General features: G+C 46.8%; 12 protein-coding genes. 4 read left to right on the top strand and 8 right to left on the bottom strand.

Features of this window, described 5'->3' with window-relative positions; genetic code table 11:
* Positions 1-3: 3 nt before the first annotated feature.
* The 5 genes from AAIH57_RS05010 to AAIH57_RS04990 form a co-directional block, all read right to left on the bottom strand.
* Positions 4-3,564: a DUF4132 domain-containing protein gene (locus tag AAIH57_RS05010; RefSeq protein ID WP_430020764.1), complete on the bottom strand. Its 3,561-nt coding sequence runs from the start codon at positions 3,562-3,564 to the stop codon at positions 4-6.
* Between the two features lie 45 nt (positions 3,565-3,609).
* Positions 3,610-4,800 (bottom strand): VWA domain-containing protein, encoded by a 1,191-nt coding sequence (locus tag AAIH57_RS05005; RefSeq protein ID WP_430020763.1) that lies wholly within the window; start codon positions 4,798-4,800, stop codon positions 3,610-3,612.
* Positions 4,785-7,190: a DUF5682 family protein gene (locus tag AAIH57_RS05000; protein WP_430020762.1), complete on the bottom strand. Its 2,406-nt coding sequence runs from the start codon at positions 7,188-7,190 to the stop codon at positions 4,785-4,787. Before AAIH57_RS05000 ends, AAIH57_RS05005 begins: the two co-directional genes overlap by 16 nt.
* Positions 7,178-8,278 carry an ATP-binding protein gene (locus AAIH57_RS04995; protein ID WP_175398544.1) on the bottom strand — a complete coding sequence of 367 codons (1,101 nt, stop codon included), beginning with the start codon at positions 8,276-8,278 and terminating at the stop codon, positions 7,178-7,180. Before AAIH57_RS04995 ends, AAIH57_RS05000 begins: the two co-directional genes overlap by 13 nt.
* Positions 8,279-8,685: 407 nt before the next feature.
* On the bottom strand, positions 8,686-9,663 hold the full coding sequence (locus tag AAIH57_RS04990; protein ID WP_430020761.1) for an aldo/keto reductase: 978 nt from the start codon (positions 9,661-9,663) through the stop codon (positions 8,686-8,688).
* 290 nt (positions 9,664-9,953) lie between these two features.
* Here AAIH57_RS04990 and AAIH57_RS04985 point away from each other — a divergent pair, with 290 nt between their 5' ends.
* The 4 genes from AAIH57_RS04985 to AAIH57_RS04970 all read left to right on the top strand — a co-directional run bounded on the left by AAIH57_RS04985 (position 9,954) and on the right by AAIH57_RS04970 (position 13,337).
* The gene (locus tag AAIH57_RS04985; protein WP_430020760.1) at positions 9,954-11,144 is read left to right on the top strand and encodes a cytochrome P450 family protein; all 1,191 of its coding nucleotides are present in this window, start codon (positions 9,954-9,956) and stop codon (positions 11,142-11,144) included.
* A 40-nt stretch (positions 11,145-11,184) separates the two neighbouring features.
* Positions 11,185-11,529 (top strand): ribosomal protein L7/L12, encoded by a 345-nt coding sequence (locus AAIH57_RS04980; RefSeq protein ID WP_430020759.1) that lies wholly within the window; start codon positions 11,185-11,187, stop codon positions 11,527-11,529.
* Between the two features lie 168 nt (positions 11,530-11,697).
* Positions 11,698-11,982, top strand: a complete 285-nt coding sequence (locus tag AAIH57_RS04975; protein WP_175398540.1) for an ArsR/SmtB family transcription factor — start codon at positions 11,698-11,700, stop codon at positions 11,980-11,982.
* Positions 11,983-12,155: 173 nt separating this feature from the next.
* A complete protein-coding gene (locus AAIH57_RS04970; RefSeq protein ID WP_430020758.1) occupies positions 12,156-13,337 on the top strand; it encodes an MFS transporter in 1,182 nt (393 codons plus the stop codon).
* 91 nt (positions 13,338-13,428) lie between these two features.
* Here the strand turns inward: AAIH57_RS04970 and AAIH57_RS04965 are convergent, their stop codons facing one another.
* The 3 genes from AAIH57_RS04965 to AAIH57_RS04955 all read right to left on the bottom strand — a co-directional run bounded on the left by AAIH57_RS04965 (position 13,429) and on the right by AAIH57_RS04955 (position 17,192).
* Complete coding sequence (locus tag AAIH57_RS04965; protein WP_175398538.1) at positions 13,429-14,184, bottom strand: SDR family NAD(P)-dependent oxidoreductase; 756 nt, start codon at positions 14,182-14,184, stop codon at positions 13,429-13,431.
* Positions 14,185-14,473: 289 nt separating this feature from the next.
* The gene (gene poxB / locus AAIH57_RS04960) at positions 14,474-16,201 is read right to left on the bottom strand and encodes a ubiquinone-dependent pyruvate dehydrogenase (RefSeq protein WP_430020757.1); all 1,728 of its coding nucleotides are present in this window, start codon (positions 16,199-16,201) and stop codon (positions 14,474-14,476) included.
* A gap of 229 nt (positions 16,202-16,430) precedes the next feature.
* Positions 16,431-17,192: an SDR family NAD(P)-dependent oxidoreductase gene (locus tag AAIH57_RS04955; protein WP_430020756.1), complete on the bottom strand. Its 762-nt coding sequence runs from the start codon at positions 17,190-17,192 to the stop codon at positions 16,431-16,433.
* Positions 17,193-17,203 lie beyond the last annotated feature (11 nt).

The following is a 17,203-nucleotide window of genomic DNA, read 5'->3' as shown; positions in this document are numbered from 1 at the left end:
TCATCAACGCCCTGTCGCTCTCAAGATATCGTAGAGCGTTTCACTGAAGACACGACCTGGAATTTGTCCCAAGGCAATGCTCTTGTTGTTGCCATAATAATAGTTTTTCTTGCTATCCGGTCTAAAGAAATGCAGGTCTTCCAGCGTAATATTATCCATTCCCTCATAATAGGAAATACTCGTACCGCTGAAGCGCAATTCAGCAACAAATTCATCGTATTCTTTGTAAAACTCGTGATACCAGCCGCCGTCCATTGCCGGCCCTTTAATCCAACCGTATTTCTCCAGTGCTTTAGGGAAAGCAGTTGGTGAGAATTCTGCTTCAGGAAGACGATTATATTCCTCAAGCTTAAAATCTTCTTCCTCAGGCAAATGAATTTCACGCTCAAGCTGCTCAAAAGGCTGATTGATCTCGTAATCTTCAAGCTGTGTTTTCCAGCCTTCCAAAATGGATGCTTCAAGTTCAAGAGGGTGTACAAGTCCGACCTGCGCATCAGAAGGCAGTTCGTATTCATCCTCATCCACAGTATTAAATGTGCCATCCTCCATATAGCGGAAGGTGCTGATCAGCTGTCCATCTTGATACGTGCCCCAGATCAGACCTACAGCGAATTTCTGCATGATTACATTTTGAACAAACAGCGCCTTCCACTCATCTGCGGACCACAGACGCTGCTTGGACAGTGATTCTTCCAGGCGCTCCGCCTGAATGCCGACCATCGTTTTGAGGTCTTTCTTCAGCTGTGTGAAACGTGCCTTGGACTGTGCAGCGAGTTCGGCATCGTCTTTCTGTGCAGGGGCAGGCAGGCTTTTCACGGTTTTACCAGTTTCTTCATTCAAGGCAACCACCTGCAGATCCCCATTCACTTTAATCAGGAAGGAACGCTCTCCGTAACTAAGCCGCATCGTTCCTGACTCGTCAAAACCGAGCGTAGTGACAAGCCGATCTTCCAACTGTTCCGGGGTAAGTCCCAAATTGTCGGCTGCTAGCTGCAGCGCTTCTTCTGCAGCGCCCTTAACCTGCCTGTTTTTCACGCTTCGTTTAATCTTGTCAATGGCCATGAGCGCAGATGGCTCTTTCAGATAAGCCAGTACCTTTACAGCGTCTGCTGCAATGGCTCCCCGGCTGTTTTCCGTCCATTCCTTAATTTGAGGGGCTACAATGTTCACGATCTGGATATCGCCAAAGAGTGCCGAGACATACATCACCCACTTCTCTTTGGCAGGCGCACCGTCCTGGATCCACAACTGGAGCAGTTCACTTGCAAATCGCGCTAACGATTCTTCGCTAACGTATTCACGCAGTTCCTTCAGCCTTTCGTTCGGCGCAGCTGTATGATCTACCGATTGCACCAGGATGTATTGCTTGATTCGTTCGTCCAAAGGCTGATTGTCCCCGAAACGAATAAGAGAAGGTAGATCCTTCAGGGATAGCCAGCCAAGCCTAGCGAGCTTTTTGGCATCCGCCTGATCAGCAAGTGCTGCGTGGGCATATTCAGGACTTTGGTCCGCGGTATCCAGCAGAATTTGGATCAGGTTCTTCCAATCCTCTGACTTCTCAGCCTTCAGAAGCTCATGGTACAGATCCTTATTCTGTTCCAAGCTGCGGATGGCGCTGAGAGCCATTTCTTTCACGCCTGCTTTCTTCTCTGAGCGGTATATGTTCGTAAATAAGTCGGGGTCTGGCAAGCGATTAAATTCGGATAACGCGAGTCCGTTTGCCTTTTTGGACGAATCCTGCAATCCGGCACGAATCGCTTCGGCAAGCTTGTTCGTTGAGAGTTCGCTCCGCTGTTCAAAGGTGATCTCCAAAATCAACACCCGAGTGTCCGTTGGAAGCTTCTTATACTGTTCCAGGGCATAGTCCAGATTTTGCTGGATGATCCTGCGGTACTCCTCCTGGGGCATGGATATATATCTGTAATCCGTCATGCCATTGAGCGAGATCAGGCTGGTTAACAATTTCTCATGCTGCACCTCCGGATCTTGTCCATAACGTTGAAGCAGCTTCTCTCCACTAAACGCGTATGACCGATACATATCAGAGACAATGTCCAGCGTCCACTCCGGATGTGTTGCCAGAATCACGAACCGGCGCATCGCCTCCGAATCCACAGGCAGGAAACTAATGGCAACCAGGCTCTGAATGCGCTTTTTGTCACGATTCAGGTTATTAAACAGACCACGGCTGTTTGGATCCTTCCAGTACTCCTCAAACGGAGTTTTGCCTTCCAGATACCGTGCGATCGCAAGACCGCTGCGACCTCCATCCAAAGGCTCCCGCAGTACGGCAAAGACAGCTTGTTCAACCGTTCCGTCAGCGTTAGGCAGTTCTAGACCCTGATCCTCCAATATCTTTTGTATAATCAGCTTGAGATATGGGGTTTTGAGAATCTGGTATGCTCGTCTGGATTGATCGGGCTCACTCGTAATCGCCGACTGTAGAGAATGCCAGGATATGGAATACATGTTGAGCTCGCTCAGCATTAGCTCGATCAACTGGTAAGGTTCTTCGAGAGGAAGCAGACCAGCAAGCAGCGCATCGGCATTCTTGGTTCTGGAATCCATACTCAGCAGGTACATGCGCATTTCAAAAGGATAGATCTCATGCAATTGCGTTATTGCTTCCAGTAGCGCATGACCCGTGTCGCCTTTGTTTTCAAGAAACCGCTCTTTGCCCCCGCTGATATTAATCAGATATAATAACGAATTGCTCAGCAATACCATGGTTTGGTGGAACACGTTCTGGGACAATTGCTCTTTTTTATTCAATGAAGTATTGGGATAATGCTCTGCAATTAGTCGATTCCGCTTTTGTTGAAGGAATTCCGGATCCAGATCATGAACGGACCGATTAGACCGGGTCTGCATGGTGCAAACAACCAACGGCTCTATTAGCTTATGTAACATCGGACGGAGCTGTTCTGCATCATCAGCTATTACCAGTTGAAGCAACTCATGCAGATTTTGACTGAGTAAATGTACCTGTGCCGGATGTGTGGCAATGCCATTCAACTGGGAATACAGTTTCAACAGAAGCAAAGCATCAATAATTTCACTTTGGTGGTTTCCGTAGCCATTTCCTTTTTTGGAATCAACAAACAACTGAACACGGCTTAGCCTGCTTTTCAGTTCCTCTACAATCTCCTTCTCTCCGGCAAACTGACGGATTTTCTCCAACCGGGACCGCAAACCACCCAGCCGATCCTGACTTTTGCTCTTTCCGCTTAATCCGTAAGCTTCTGAATCATTGCCGAGACAGACGGTGAAGCCATCTGTACTCCACGAATTGCGTCTGGAATATTGGGATTCCAGATGAATGACAATCGCCCCCGCCCGAAAAAATACATCTCCATCGTCTTTCTTGGCAAGTTTCATGAGAGCATCAATCGTATAGTACACATAGTGACTCGAATTTCCCAGCATTTCAGGAAACTTGTCCGTTATTCCCAGGACATAATCAGTGATTTCTTGACTCCGATCTGTTTTGAGTGAGTAATCCTTCGAGCACATCTCAGCAAACTTCTCTACCAGTGCTTCAACCGCGCGGTCTGTTGTAAGCATTACGCATTCCTCCTTTAGTTTTAAGTCTCATTTTATATCCTCAAATTACGTCATAATCTCGCCAATCCAATTTGCCAATTCATTGGGAGTAATCGCAGCTACATGCGCTCCCATATTGGTTAACGTTTGTGCAGCATGTTTGTTGTAGACGGTATCCCCATTAAAGTCGAGTGCTGTGAGGACAAGCAATTTGCACCCTGCGTCGATGATATCTTTGCACGCCTTGTACATCTGCTGGATCGGATATCCCTCTTCCAGATCACTCACTAGGATATAGATCGTTTTGCCTGGATTATCGATCAACGTTTCTCCATAACGCAGCGCCTTGGCAATATGAGTTCCTCCACCCAGCTGTACACTCATGAGCACGTCTACCGGATCTTCCAACCTGTCGCTCAGATCGACAACCTGGGTATCGAATATAAACAGATGGGTACGCAAAGCATTTAAGCGATAGAAGATACTAGCCATCACCGAGCTGTAAATGACCGAGTCCATCATACTGCTACTTTCATCCACAGCGATGATGATGTTCCATTTGTTATGCGGCTGGATGTTACCATCAAAATATAAACGATCAATCACAAATCTGCGGTTAGTTCGGTCATAATTCTTCAGGTTCTTGGTGATGGTTTGTTTGAAATTCAGATTGCGCAAGGATCGTACAGAACTGGGCGTGTACCTGCTGCGTTTCCCCATGATACTGGCTCTGGTCTGAGACTCCAGTTTACGGCGCAGATCTTCAACTACGGTTCGCACAATTTCCTTCGCACTTCGGAGTACGTCGCCCTTCATTCGCCCTTTGAACTGCATGATGTTTTTCAGCAGGTTCATATTGGGTTCGAGAGATTCAAGCAGCTTTTTATCTGTTAACAGCTCTGTCAGACCGTAACGGTCCAATGCCTGTTTTTCCAGCAATTCCACGGTTGGTTTGGGAAACAATTCCCTGACCCTATGCAGCCAATTGGGGACCGTGAGATCCGAAGAACCACGTCCGCCTTCTTTTCGATATCCCTGTTCCTCGCCATACTCGCGATTGTACAGATAACCCAAAATTTCATCGATTTCGGTGTAAGCAAAATGATCCGCATCGTAAGCCTCTGTATTCGACAACCCTTTTTCTGCAGATTCGCCCAGGATCAATCGCCACCGGTTTAAGGTTTCCGCCTGTTTCGGATCCGGAGTCTCTTTCACATGATCGGGAGATGTACTGCCTCTGTTCAAATCAGCTTCCATGCCTCAAACTCCTTCCGAATGGCATCGTCCCATGCTTTCGCCTGAATTAGCATTTGTTCGTCTACCCCGGGCTTGGACATCTCTTCGGCCTGCACCTGATGCAAACTCGCAACCCGATCCGCAATCAGTGCCGTCTCCATGGGGGTGAAATAAGTAAAAGCAAGTCGCAGTTCCGGGATCATGACGATAAATTCATCGTGATCTAACTGCTCTATCATATAATTCAATTCTGATAACAGCTGATCTTCGTATAGAAAAGCGTCTCGTGCCACGGCAAACACGCCCTGTAAATAATGTGCTGTCTGCCGCATTTGTTCCGGCGTTCCACGGATGTATCCCCGAGCGCGATTAACAATCTCTTCCCTTGACCGGTCACCGAGACCCGAAGATATGGCCAGGCATACCCCTTCGAGTTGAGCCGGAAGCTTGTGGTCTGCCAGCAGTTCATTCAGGTGAGCCCTGAATGTTTCATCCTGATAACGTTCCTCAGAGGACTCAGCAAGCATCGCGAGCAGCTTCAGTCCCTGAATAATCGCTTTATGCTCATCCGGATTTGTTTTCGAGAGCTGCAACAGCTTATCCACGGCATTGTTATAGGCTTCAGCAACCAGTTCGGGAAGATGGCTGTCTTCCGATAAACCAAGCAACCTTCGGTGTTGATGAATTCGATCCAAAATATGAAGGCTCCCGCACAGGGACAGGAAATTCCCATCCTTTCTTAACGCAGAACGCACCTGGTCATACAATTGCTTTGCCGTATCCTGCAACCCCATTAGCAGTGCCTGGAGCATGGATTTCGCAAGTTCTCCGCTATGGTGATCCGGGATATGCTGCATATGTTCTGCCATTTTCCGAGTAGCTGCTTCCTGAATCGTGCCACCGTAGAGGGAATTTTCGATTAATCTTGCTTCAATTCTGGACGAATAGGTATAGATCCACGTCTCCCGGACCAGGTTCATGTCTCGCTGTGCAATCCAGTCCGGACCTGATTGACGCTTCGCAAATTCCGGCACCAGATAAGTAATGCATTGAAACAATTGACTAAGCTGCCGGTGCTCCGGTTTGGCATACAGGTCCAGCACCTTCTTGTGCTGCCCGGTCGTCCGAAGATGAAGCTTCGACACGGCACAACGTGCTTTGAAATCTTCAACAATCGGAATACTGAACGAATTGGGAGCGACACTCCCAATTACATCACCCGTAAGGAGACGCTGCAGTTCCTGCAGAGGTTTTTCTGTAGCGAGCGTTAGCTCTCCTTTGACAAAAGAAGCGAGAGCTGCATCCATCAGCTCGTAGACACCGCCCTCCCTTTTGCCACGAAGTGTCGCCAGGCCCTGAATCATGCTGTAAGCTTCTATCGCGTCACTCGTTGATACATGCTCATGACCTTCGCGCAGTTTACGAGTAAGCTGGGACAGCAGATCAACTGCCGTCTTGTTATATGCCGCATTTTTCTGGCGGAGCAGTTGGGACCAGATCATATCGTAGTAATTCACATAAGGCATTCCGCTCGCATAGCCATTCAGACGATCCGCCTCCGCAAAGGTATATACCATGGGATACATCTGTTGATGGACCGAATCCTTCGGTGAAGAACTCATGCTATCGGGCACAGCCTTGTTCTGATTTGCGCTAAGTTTCAAGTCCAGCAGTCCATAGGTATGGAATCCACCTGTAATGACAAGCACACGATCATATTTCCGGGAAGCCTTATCGATACAAGTTCGCATATGGGTTTCTCTAGCAAGGTCACCAGAACGGTTTAGTCGCTCCGTTGTATAACACATGCGGGATAACGTACAATACGTGAATACATCCTGCACAAACTCCTGCGTTGATTTCTCCAGGCCGCCAATCTCAAACACTTTCTCCCACAGTTCATCGAAGCTGCGACAGTTCGTTTTTTGGCACAAACGGTCGATAAAGTCCGAACCAGCCAGCAGTGTTTCATCCTGGATGGATATTTCCCGTTGTTCTGATTTTTCTTCCATAGAGAAATGATAGTAATCAAGATCAATAAACTGAGCCGGAATGCCCAGCCGGGATGCTTCTCGCAAAGCTACATATTCAGGAGAGTAACGCAGCATGGGATAGTAGCATGCTGCCCGATCATCCTCAGTCTCATAGGTGTAATACAGACTGACCGGGGGAAGCGTCGCTTTATCGGCCAATACGGAAATGAATGGATTTCCGCTCTCAGGCCCTTCAATCAGAATGCTGTCCGGCTTGTACGCTTCAATCAACTGCAGCAAATGATAAGAACACACCGGGCTGTGGTGCCTTATGGGAAAATAGATGATGCCGTTGTTCAGGTTATACACCTGAGATTCAAACAGGATCTGTAATTGGCTAACGTCCAGCTCCTCCAATTGGTGTTTTACCCGATCCATTTTTTCTCCTCATAATAATCCTTCCAGATGCCCTCTTCCCTGGAGCGCTCTTTCACGACCTTGGAGAAATAGGTTTTGAGAATGGACAGATCCTTGTCATTTTCCTTGGCGATGGTTCCGAGCATGTTCTGAACCAGCCGGTCCAGTGCAATCCCTTTATCTTCGTAATAATACGAGGTCATTGCACTTTGGACGTAAACGGATACGGCTTCGGCGGTACTCATGGAAGCTTGGGGCGTATCCAGCTTGTACCCCTCGCGTGTCATTCCGGTACGAAGCTCCATAAAAGTTGTAGCAAGCAGTTCAACTACATCCGGATTAATTTCGATGTCAATATCACTATGTAATAACAGGCTGCGTGCCTGGGATTCAATAATTTTCGCTTCCATTTTTACACTGCTGATCGGTTTGATCGTTTCAAAGTTGAAACGGCGTTTCAGTGCACCGCTCATCTCGTTAACACCTTTATCACGAATATTCGCTGTCGCAATGACGTTAAATCCTGGTTTGGCAAACAGAACACCGCCATCCAGTTCAGGAATGCTCATCACCTTGTCGCTTAAAATACTGATCAGACTATCCTGTGCTTCGGCGGGACAACGTGTAATCTCTTCGAAACGGGTGATAATGCCTTTCTTCATGCCACTGTACAGTGGGGAGGGTACCAGCGCCGCTTCGGATGGACCTTTATCAAGCAGCATGGCATAGTTCCACGAATATTTGATCATGTCTTCCGTTGTACCTGCCGTCCCCTGAATGGTATTGAGACTGGTTCCCGAGATTGCTGCGGTAAGCAGTTCACTGAGCATCGTCTTGGCCGTTCCTGGTTCTCCCACCAGCATTAACCCACGATTGCCCGCCAGCGTTACTACTGCGCGTTCAATTAATACGTCATTGCCGTAAAATTTACGCGTGATCGCAATGGCCTCCCCATCCAGAATTGCAGGCTTGTCCCTGCCAATGATGAAATCCCGCACGTATGCCGGGGACAGTAGCCAATTGGGAGGCCGCTTTCCCGTATCTTCCTCCCGAAGTGCGCGTAACTCAGCCTCGTATAGTGTCTCGGCAGGTGGTTTAAGCATTTCCATCGTCAACAGTATCCCCTCTCACAAAACAGATCGTATGTTCTTATTCCTATTATTTTATCACAGAGGTCTCTCAACTACCCTAGAAACCGAGAAAAATGGTTGAAACGTCCCTCTTATCCGAACTCTGTACTAAGTCGATGGACATGGAAATAGCACATTTATGAACAAAGAGGCCAGTCATTAATTCCGTTGTATCGGCATCATGTTCCCTCCAACTCAGATTCTTTCAAGGCTTTTGCATAAAAGGTCCTATGAACTACTAATATCATTACATTAACAATATGATGGTTTAACCAAAGAATGCGAACAACGCAAAGAAACACAGACTGTCAGCCTGCGTTTCATCCTTCTCACTACTATTTATCGAAAAAAATGGTTCTACATTCTACCATTCGCATGTTTCCTGCTTACATTCTTCGTCCACAGGATGCGGAATAGAGCTCATACCACTCATATCTTGTCAATTCAATCCGGGTTGCATCACGGCAGGCACGAATACGCTCCGGTCGTATTGAACCAATGACAGGTTGAATACCGGCGGGATGCTTCATTAACCAGGCGAGCACTACAGACTCAGCCGTAACACCACGTTCCCCGGCTATACGATGAACAACTCTGGCTGTATGTTCAATTTCGGGTCTTTGCCCCTCAACCACCCTGCCTGTGAATCTTCCCTGAGCCAGCGGCCCCCATGCTTGCAGCTGGATATGCTCCGCCTGACAATATTCCATCGTACCGTAAGGAAAAACGTTATCCTTGGCTTGTGGACGGTTCACGGTAACCCCTGCTTCGACGAATCCGATTTTGTCCAGACTCATCTCAAGCTGATTCACTATGAGAGGAACGGTACAGTTCAGCTGAAGCAGACGAATCTGTTCTGAACCCATGTTGGACACACCAAAATGCCTGACCTTTCCTGAATGATGGAGCCTCGCAAGTGCCTCACTGATCTCCTGCGGATGGGCAAGAGGGTCCGGGCGATGGAGCAGCAATATGTCCAAATAATCTACCCCGAGGCGTGTAAGAATGCCGTCAACACTGGCTTGAATATGTGCTCCGGAAGAATCATAGCGCTGTGGGCCTTCGTCATCTCCCACCAGGCGTATGCCGCATTTCGACTGAATAATGATCTGTTCTCTCAATCCTTGCCGCTCTGATAGTATTCGCCCAAAAACATGTTCTGCTTTGCCACGTGTATAGATATCGGCCAGATCATAATGATTAATGCCTATCTCAAGAGCTGCTTCAACAGCGTGGTGCCCTTCGAGTACAAGATCATCAGTGATGGGCAAACCATCCCATTCCCCTCCGAATCGCATGCATCCAAGCACAAGAGGACTTGCAGGAATCTGGTGTTGATGCAGTGGGAGCCTTAAGTCTGTCATGCAGAATTCACCTCTTTTTCATTGTTTTTAAACCGCTTTCAATAGATATACACTTTCTTCCCAACCATTCTATTTTCCTTCCTTTACAAGCAAATTTGAACGAACTTTGATATCATTATCTATAATTATAGCTGCAAATAACATAATATGGACAAAAACAAGGTTTCTGTCGTTCTCTATTGAATATGTAGAAGGTGCATGCTTTGCAAATTAAGCCATAGAATTAAACGTGTGCATACTTTGGAAAAGGAATTCATATCTGAGCTCTTGGATGAGAGGAGAGAATTGAATTGAACACGAACGAAACTCCACAAACAACGTTTTTTACCAAGGAATTTACGCAAAACCCCTATCCTGTCTACGAAAAATTAAGAGAGACGGACCCTGTCTTCAAAGTCATGTTTCCTCATGGTGAGTTCGGATGGATTATTACCCGCTACGAGGACGCAGCCGAAGTGCTTAAGGACCCTCGCTTCAGTAAGGATGTCGCCAAACGGTACGGTCCTGAGAATCAATCCATTTTTGTGAATAACATGCTATTTTCTGACCCGCCGGATCACCGCCGTCTGAGAGGACTTGTACAGAAAGCGTTCACGCCAAAGCTGGTTGCGGACATGAGAAGCCATATCCAGGAAATCGCAGACGACTTACTGAATAACATTGGATCCCGGGACAAAATGAACCTGATTGATGAGTATGCTTTTCCACTCCCCATTATTGTCATTAGTGAAATTTTGGGAGTACCTCTTGAAGATCAGGACAAGTTCCGTTTATGGTCCAATTACATTATTGATGCGTCGAATTCGGATCACGCCGAGATGTTTGAACAGCATGCCCGGGAGTTCACCGAGTATCTCACTGCCTGGTTTGCAAAAGTGCGAGAGAATCCTGGCAAAGACCTGATCAGTCAGCTCGTGATCGCAGAAGAATCCGGACAACAACTGACTGAAAATGAATTGCTCGGCGTAGTTTCCCTGCTCATTATTGCGGGACACGAAACTACTGTTAATCTGATCGGTAATGGAGTGCTTGCCCTACTGGAACACCCCGAACAGCGTGATCTGTTGATTCAACAACCGGAGCTTATTCATAATGCAATCGAAGAAATGCTTCGCTACAACGGTCCTGTCGAATTCAGTACGTCCCGCTGGGCGCTGGAGGATATTGAATTTCGAGGACAGAACATCGCCAAAGGTGAGCTTGTGATCGTCGCGCTTGATTCCGCGAATCGGGATGATGCCAAATTCAAAGATGCAGATGTCTTTGACATCACACGGGAAAAGAGTTCGCATCTCGCTTTTGGGACAGGCATTCACCTCTGTCTTGGTGCGCCCCTGGCACGTCTGGAAGGCGAGATTGCCATCCATACCTTGCTCGCCCGTTTTCCCGAGATACAGCTTCAGACAGACGTTACTCAACTGGAGTGGAGACCTGGCATGATTGTGCGTGGAGTCAAGGAGATTCCAGTGCAACTCAAATAAATCAAGTCATAAGCGTAATGAAAGAGAGGCTTTTTGCATCATGGAAATCAACACTGTAATACTCATTGTTTTGTTGCTTCTAGTTCTGGTGTTAACCATTAGAGTTCTTAGTCTTCAAAGCCAGCTAAATGAACTCAAACGGGATGTGGAGCGGATTGAAAATGGCACCGGCATGACGCCGCGTTCCAACGTGAATTATTCATCCTTAGCTTCGACCCTGTCGTCTGCTCCGGATACACAAACGGAGTTGTCCCGGCTTGATCATGAGTTGCTGGAACTTATACAACAAGGGCAAAAGATAAAGGCCATCAAAAAGCTGCGCGAAGCCAGAGACCTTTCCCTCAAAGATGCCAAAGATTATGTCGATGCTTTAGATCGCACATAAAGTCTTGGAGATTTTATTAAACTCCCTGCTAAATTCAATTTACTCAAATCATTTCTACATGATTAAAGTAACGAATTTAAACCAGGGAGTTTACTTTTGAATACATCAGTGATACAGTTATTTCAATATTACTAGAAATAAGAAATAAAGACGAAAGGACAGATCGTTATGGAATATACATCGACTGGAATAGAACAAGCGGTCAAAATTCACAAAGCACTGGGTGAGCAAACGCGGTACAAAATCATTCAGATTTTATCTGCTGAAAGCAATCTGTGTCCTGCTGATCTGGAAAATCGACTTGTAACCGTGGCCCTTTCCACGTTGTCTCATCACTTGAAGCAGTTGTCTGATTGTGGTCTGCTTACATCTCAAAAGAAAGGAACCTACATCTACTACAGCTTGAATACAGACACAGTTCAAAAATTTGCTCCCTATCTGCTGAACAGATAAAAATTTTATTCTATATTTCAATAAAACTAGAAATATAGAATAATACAATTAAACAGATATAAGATATAGAGCCTAACCCCTGGTCGATAAAAAATGATTGAAGCTGTTTGTCTCGTCTTTATTTCTATATTTCTAATAATATAAAATTAAAATAGGAAAGAGGTTATTTTCTCATGTCCAACACCTGGAAAATCTATGTACTTGCCTTAGTCAGCTTTCTTGTGGGAACCTCCGAATATGTCATCGCGGGTATTTTGGATCGTATTGCTGATACCATGCATATTTCGTTAATCGCTGCCGGGCAGCTGATCACCATATTTTCACTTGTTTATGCACTTGGCACACCGATTATCATTGCCTTGACTTCCCGCTTCGATCGTCGCAAGCTATTGCTCTACTTCCTTGGTCTGTTTGTTGCAGCCAATGTTCTCGCTTATCTCCTGCCAGGGTATGAGCTTTTCGTCGCCGCCCGTGTATTGATGGCTCTAGGGGCCGGAGTTGTTGTAGTAACCGCATTGACGGTTGCTTCCAAAGTTGCTGCTGAAGGCAAACAAGCGAGTGCTATCGCCACGGTCATCACTGGATTCACAGCCTCTCTGATCATTGGTGTACCTTTGGGAAGAGTCGTAGCAGCCTCATGGGACTGGAAACTTGTTTTTGCAGGCATTGCCGTACTCGGTGTGATTGCCATGATTGTTATTGCATTATCCATTCCATCATCGGAAGGAGAAGCACCTGTCCCTCTGAAAAAACAGTTATCTCTGCTGAAGCAACCTCGAATTGGATTGGCGCTGCTGGTGACGTTTTTCTGGCTTGGTGGTTACTCCATTGCATATACTTACATTTCACCTTATCTGGTCTCTGTCGCAGGCATGAGTGAAGGTATGCTAAGTTCCGCCCTGCTTGCCTTTGGCATTGCAAGTTTGATCGGCTCCAAAGTTGGGGGATACAGCGCGGATCGTATAGGGGTGAAACGTACTCTTTTCATCGGTATGGCACTGCATATTGTCAGTTTGGTGATGCTGAACTTGACGGCCCACGCTTCTGTGACCATTTTCGCCATCCTCATTCTCTGGTCATTTGCAGCGTGGTCTTCCGGCCCAACTCAACAATATAATCTGGTTACCATGGCACCCGAATCATCAGGCATCATGCTGAGTCTGAACAGTTCGGTGATGCAGCTCGCAATGGCTGCCGGTGCTGGAATTGGCGGAATCGCCGTCAACTCGGTTTCGTTGTCATCCATTACCTGGATTGGAGCTGTCGGTGTAGCTATTGCATTGATCATCATGATGCTTTCTTATCGTCCTACCTCACTTAAACCTTCACAAATAGACGCAAATAACGCTGCATGAAAAAAAGATGTGTAATTGAGTTTGTAGACAACAGCAAAAAGAGAGGGACTGTATACTTACAGGACCTCTCTTTTTCTTACTTATTCAACTATTATTGTGCTGTTACAGCGCCATCGATCGGGTACACGGCACCATTAATATAGGGAGCTTCATCTCCAAGCAGGAAGGCAACCAGGTTAGCGATTTCTTCCGGTTTGCCCAGGCGTCCGGACGGAATGCTGTCCACGGTCGCTTTGAACACTTCCGGATTGTCCTTGCCGAATTGGATGACCATTGGCGTCTCGATCGTTCCTGGCGCAATCGCATTTACCCGAATATTGTCTTTGCCATATTCAATGGCTGCGGTGCGCGTTAAGCCTACCACGCCGTGCTTGGTAGCTGCGTAAGGTGCAACTGCCGGAACACCAACAATACCTGCGGTCGAAGCCGTATTCAGGATGGCACCACCACCAGTTTTGAGCATTTCGGTAATCACATATTTCAGTCCATAAAATACACTTCTCAGGTTGATATCGATAATTTTGTCGAATTGCTCAATCGTATGTTCAATGAGCTTAACTCCAGGTCCTGCGATCCCTGCATTGTTGAAGAACATATCAATTCGTCCGAACTCTTCAACTGCTTTTTTCACATAATTCTCAACGTCACTGGCCTTGCTCACATCTGCTTGTACAAAAATAGCTTTGGCTCCGAGCTTCTCAATCTGTTTAACTGTTTCTTGACCGGTCTCTTCGACGAGATCAACAACCACAATGGATGCGCCCTTTTCAGCCAGCTTGAGTGCAGCTGCTTGACCCAATCCACTTCCTGCTCCAGTAATAATGGCTACTTTTCCTGTGTGACTCATTCTGATCTCCTCCATCTGTGTTAGTCATCTTGTCATCGGATCGGCTCATGGATATGAAGCGTAATTCAACAATTTGCGACATATGTAGGTTAAAACTGACATAAATCCTGCCTGACATTACCTATTTTAATAGACTTACGACATAAAAACAAACCAAATCATATGTGTGCATACCATGATATGGATCATATCCCTGCCATCTCGCGAAGGAGAGCTTTGATAATTCAGTGAATATCATGCTCTCCATTCATGTGAGATGTATATTTCAAGCTTAAAAACAAACACATCTTTATCTAAGCAAATTGGTTTTCGCAAGTTCGATCAATTCATCGCCACGTCCGTTGAGAACCGCCTTCATCATCCACAAGGTGAAGCCTTCCGCCTGTTTGATGTTAATCTTCGGAGGCAAGGACAGCTCCTGACGATTCACAACCGCATCAATCAGGACAGGACCATCATGCTGAAGGGCACGCTCTACCGCTCCCTCTAGTTCGGCAGGATCTTCAACCCGTATCCCTTCCATGCCCATCGCCTGTGCAACCATGGCAAAGTTGGGATTCACCAGTTCCGTGCCGGATTCGAGGAATCCTGCTGCTTTCATCTCCAGTTCCACAAAGCTCAGTGCTCCGTTGTTGAACACGACAACTTTCACTGGAAGGTTATGCTGTTTCAATGTCAACAGATCCCCCATTAACATCGCAAGGCCACCGTCACCGGACAATGAGATGACTTGTCTTCCCGGATTGGCTGCTTGAGCTCCAATCGCCTGTGGAAGTGCATTTGCCATGGTACCATGATTAAATGAACCGAGCAGTCTTCGATTGGGACTCATCTCCAGATACCTTGCCGCCCATACCGTCGGTGTTCCCACATCACACGTAAAAATCGCATTTTCACCTGCTGAATCACTAATGACTTTGGTTAAGTACTGCGGGTGAATAGGCTTCTTCCCCGGTTTTCCTATGGCAAGTTCATCGAGTTCCTTGCGTACTTTCATGTAACGGTCCACACTTTTTCTCAGATGCTTGTCATTGTGCTCTTCCGTCAATAAAGGCAGCACAGCCTCAATGGTCGCTTTGATATCCCCGCATAATCCATAATCCACCTTCGTGCGCCGCCCCAGATGAGAGGACTGGATATCCACTTGAAGCACAATCGCTTTCTCCGGGTAAAATTGACGATAGGGAAAATCCGTTCCCAGCATCAATAACACATCACAGTCCATCATGGCGTGATAACCGGATGAATATCCAATCAATCCAGTCAGCCCTACGGAATACGGATTATCATACTCCAAATGTTCCTTGCCCCGAAGAGCCATGACCATCGGAGATTTCAGTCGATCACACAGCTGCATAAGAGGTTCCCGTGCACCTGCGCATCCTGCCCCGCACAGCAACGTAATTTTTTTATCCTGATTCAGATAATCTGCCAATTTCCGCAGTTCCGGTTCTGAAGGTTGCACCACTGGCTTGGTCACGTGAAAGACATGTTCAGGTACAGGCAGATCGGCTGCTTCAAGACCAGCTACATCTCCTGGTAAGACAATGACCGATACCCCGGAACGCGCCACCGCAGTTTGCAACGCCATGGTAACGGAACGAGGCATTTGTTTGGACGTAGTAATGACCTCGCAATAATGACTGCATTCCTGAAAAAGATATTCCGGATGAGTGGATTGGAAGTAATCACTGCCAATCTCATCACTTGGAATATGAGCAGCAATGGCCAGTACCGGCACCCGGTTTCGGTGGCAGTCATACAAGCCGTTAATTAAATGCATATTTCCTGGCCCACTGCTGCCTGCACAGACAGCGATACTTCCACTTACCTCGGCATCAGCTCCAGCGGCAAATGCAGCCACTTCTTCATGGCGAACATGAATCCATTCAATTTTGCCGGACCGCCGGATAGAATCCAGCACTGCATTCAGGGAGTCTCCCACGATACCGTATATTCGATTGATCCCTGCATTTAATAATGCCTCGACAAGTACGTCTGCGATTGTTTTTTTCATGCCAGATCTCCTTTAATCGCTTATTTTGAGTTATCCTTCCACCCCGTTAATATACCTATTCTTATACCCCGTTCTTTTGAAAATCGAATCAATTTCATATGTATTTATGGATATATAGACAGAAAAACCACCCCTACCTTCCGTGTACACGGAGCAATGTAGGAGTGGTTTGAGCATTCTATTTGTTTATCCATAATTTCAATATTTAGACCAATTCATTTTGGTTGATTTAAATGGCAGGCATAACGTTACCGCCGCTTACCGGAATGTAGGCACCTGTGATAAAAGAGGACAGATCCGAGGCCAAAAATGCAACTGCATTGGCGATCTCCTGGTCTTCACCCCGACGCTTCAGTGGAACCGATTGAGTGTAAACTGCATCATGTCCAGGTTCACTATTGCGGTCACGCTCGCTTATTGTCCAGCCTGGGGCGACCTGATTCACGGTAATCTGATATTCACCGACTTCCTTGGCCAGTACCCGATACAACCCGTCCATCCCACGTTTGCCGGCAGTATAAGCAGATTGTGTCGCGAAGTTCTGCATGGCGCATTCCGTGTTGATGCCGATAAATCGACCGCCTTTGGCTTCTTTCATATAAGGAATGAAGGCTTTGGCCAGGTACACACTCTGCATTACGCAGGATTCAAATTGACTGATGTAGTCCTCAGGAGATTGTTCCAACACAGTTTTCCATTCATACTGAATGACTGCATTGGCAACCACAATGTCAACTCCGCCGAGACTGGACTGAATCCCATCCCGCATCTGAATAGCAGTTTCCTGTCTCGTGATATCTCCTTGAACGATAACTGCTCGCTTCCCGCCCGCTTCAATCTCCCGTTGAAGTTCAAGTGCTTTCGTTTCATTGTTTATGTAATGCAGCGCGATATTTGCACCACAGTCGGCCAGCGTGCGGGCGATCACTCTCCCGAGTTGTCCAGTGGAGCCAGTCACCAGCGCGGTCTTGCCTGTGAGATCCAATTGCATGTAGACAGCAC

This window comes from Paenibacillus sp. MABNR03 (genome assembly GCF_050455445.1).
GTDB classification, from domain to species: Bacteria; Bacillota; Bacilli; order Paenibacillales; family Paenibacillaceae; genus Paenibacillus; species Paenibacillus xylanilyticus.
This window is presented reverse-complemented; position numbering and strand designations above follow the sequence as displayed.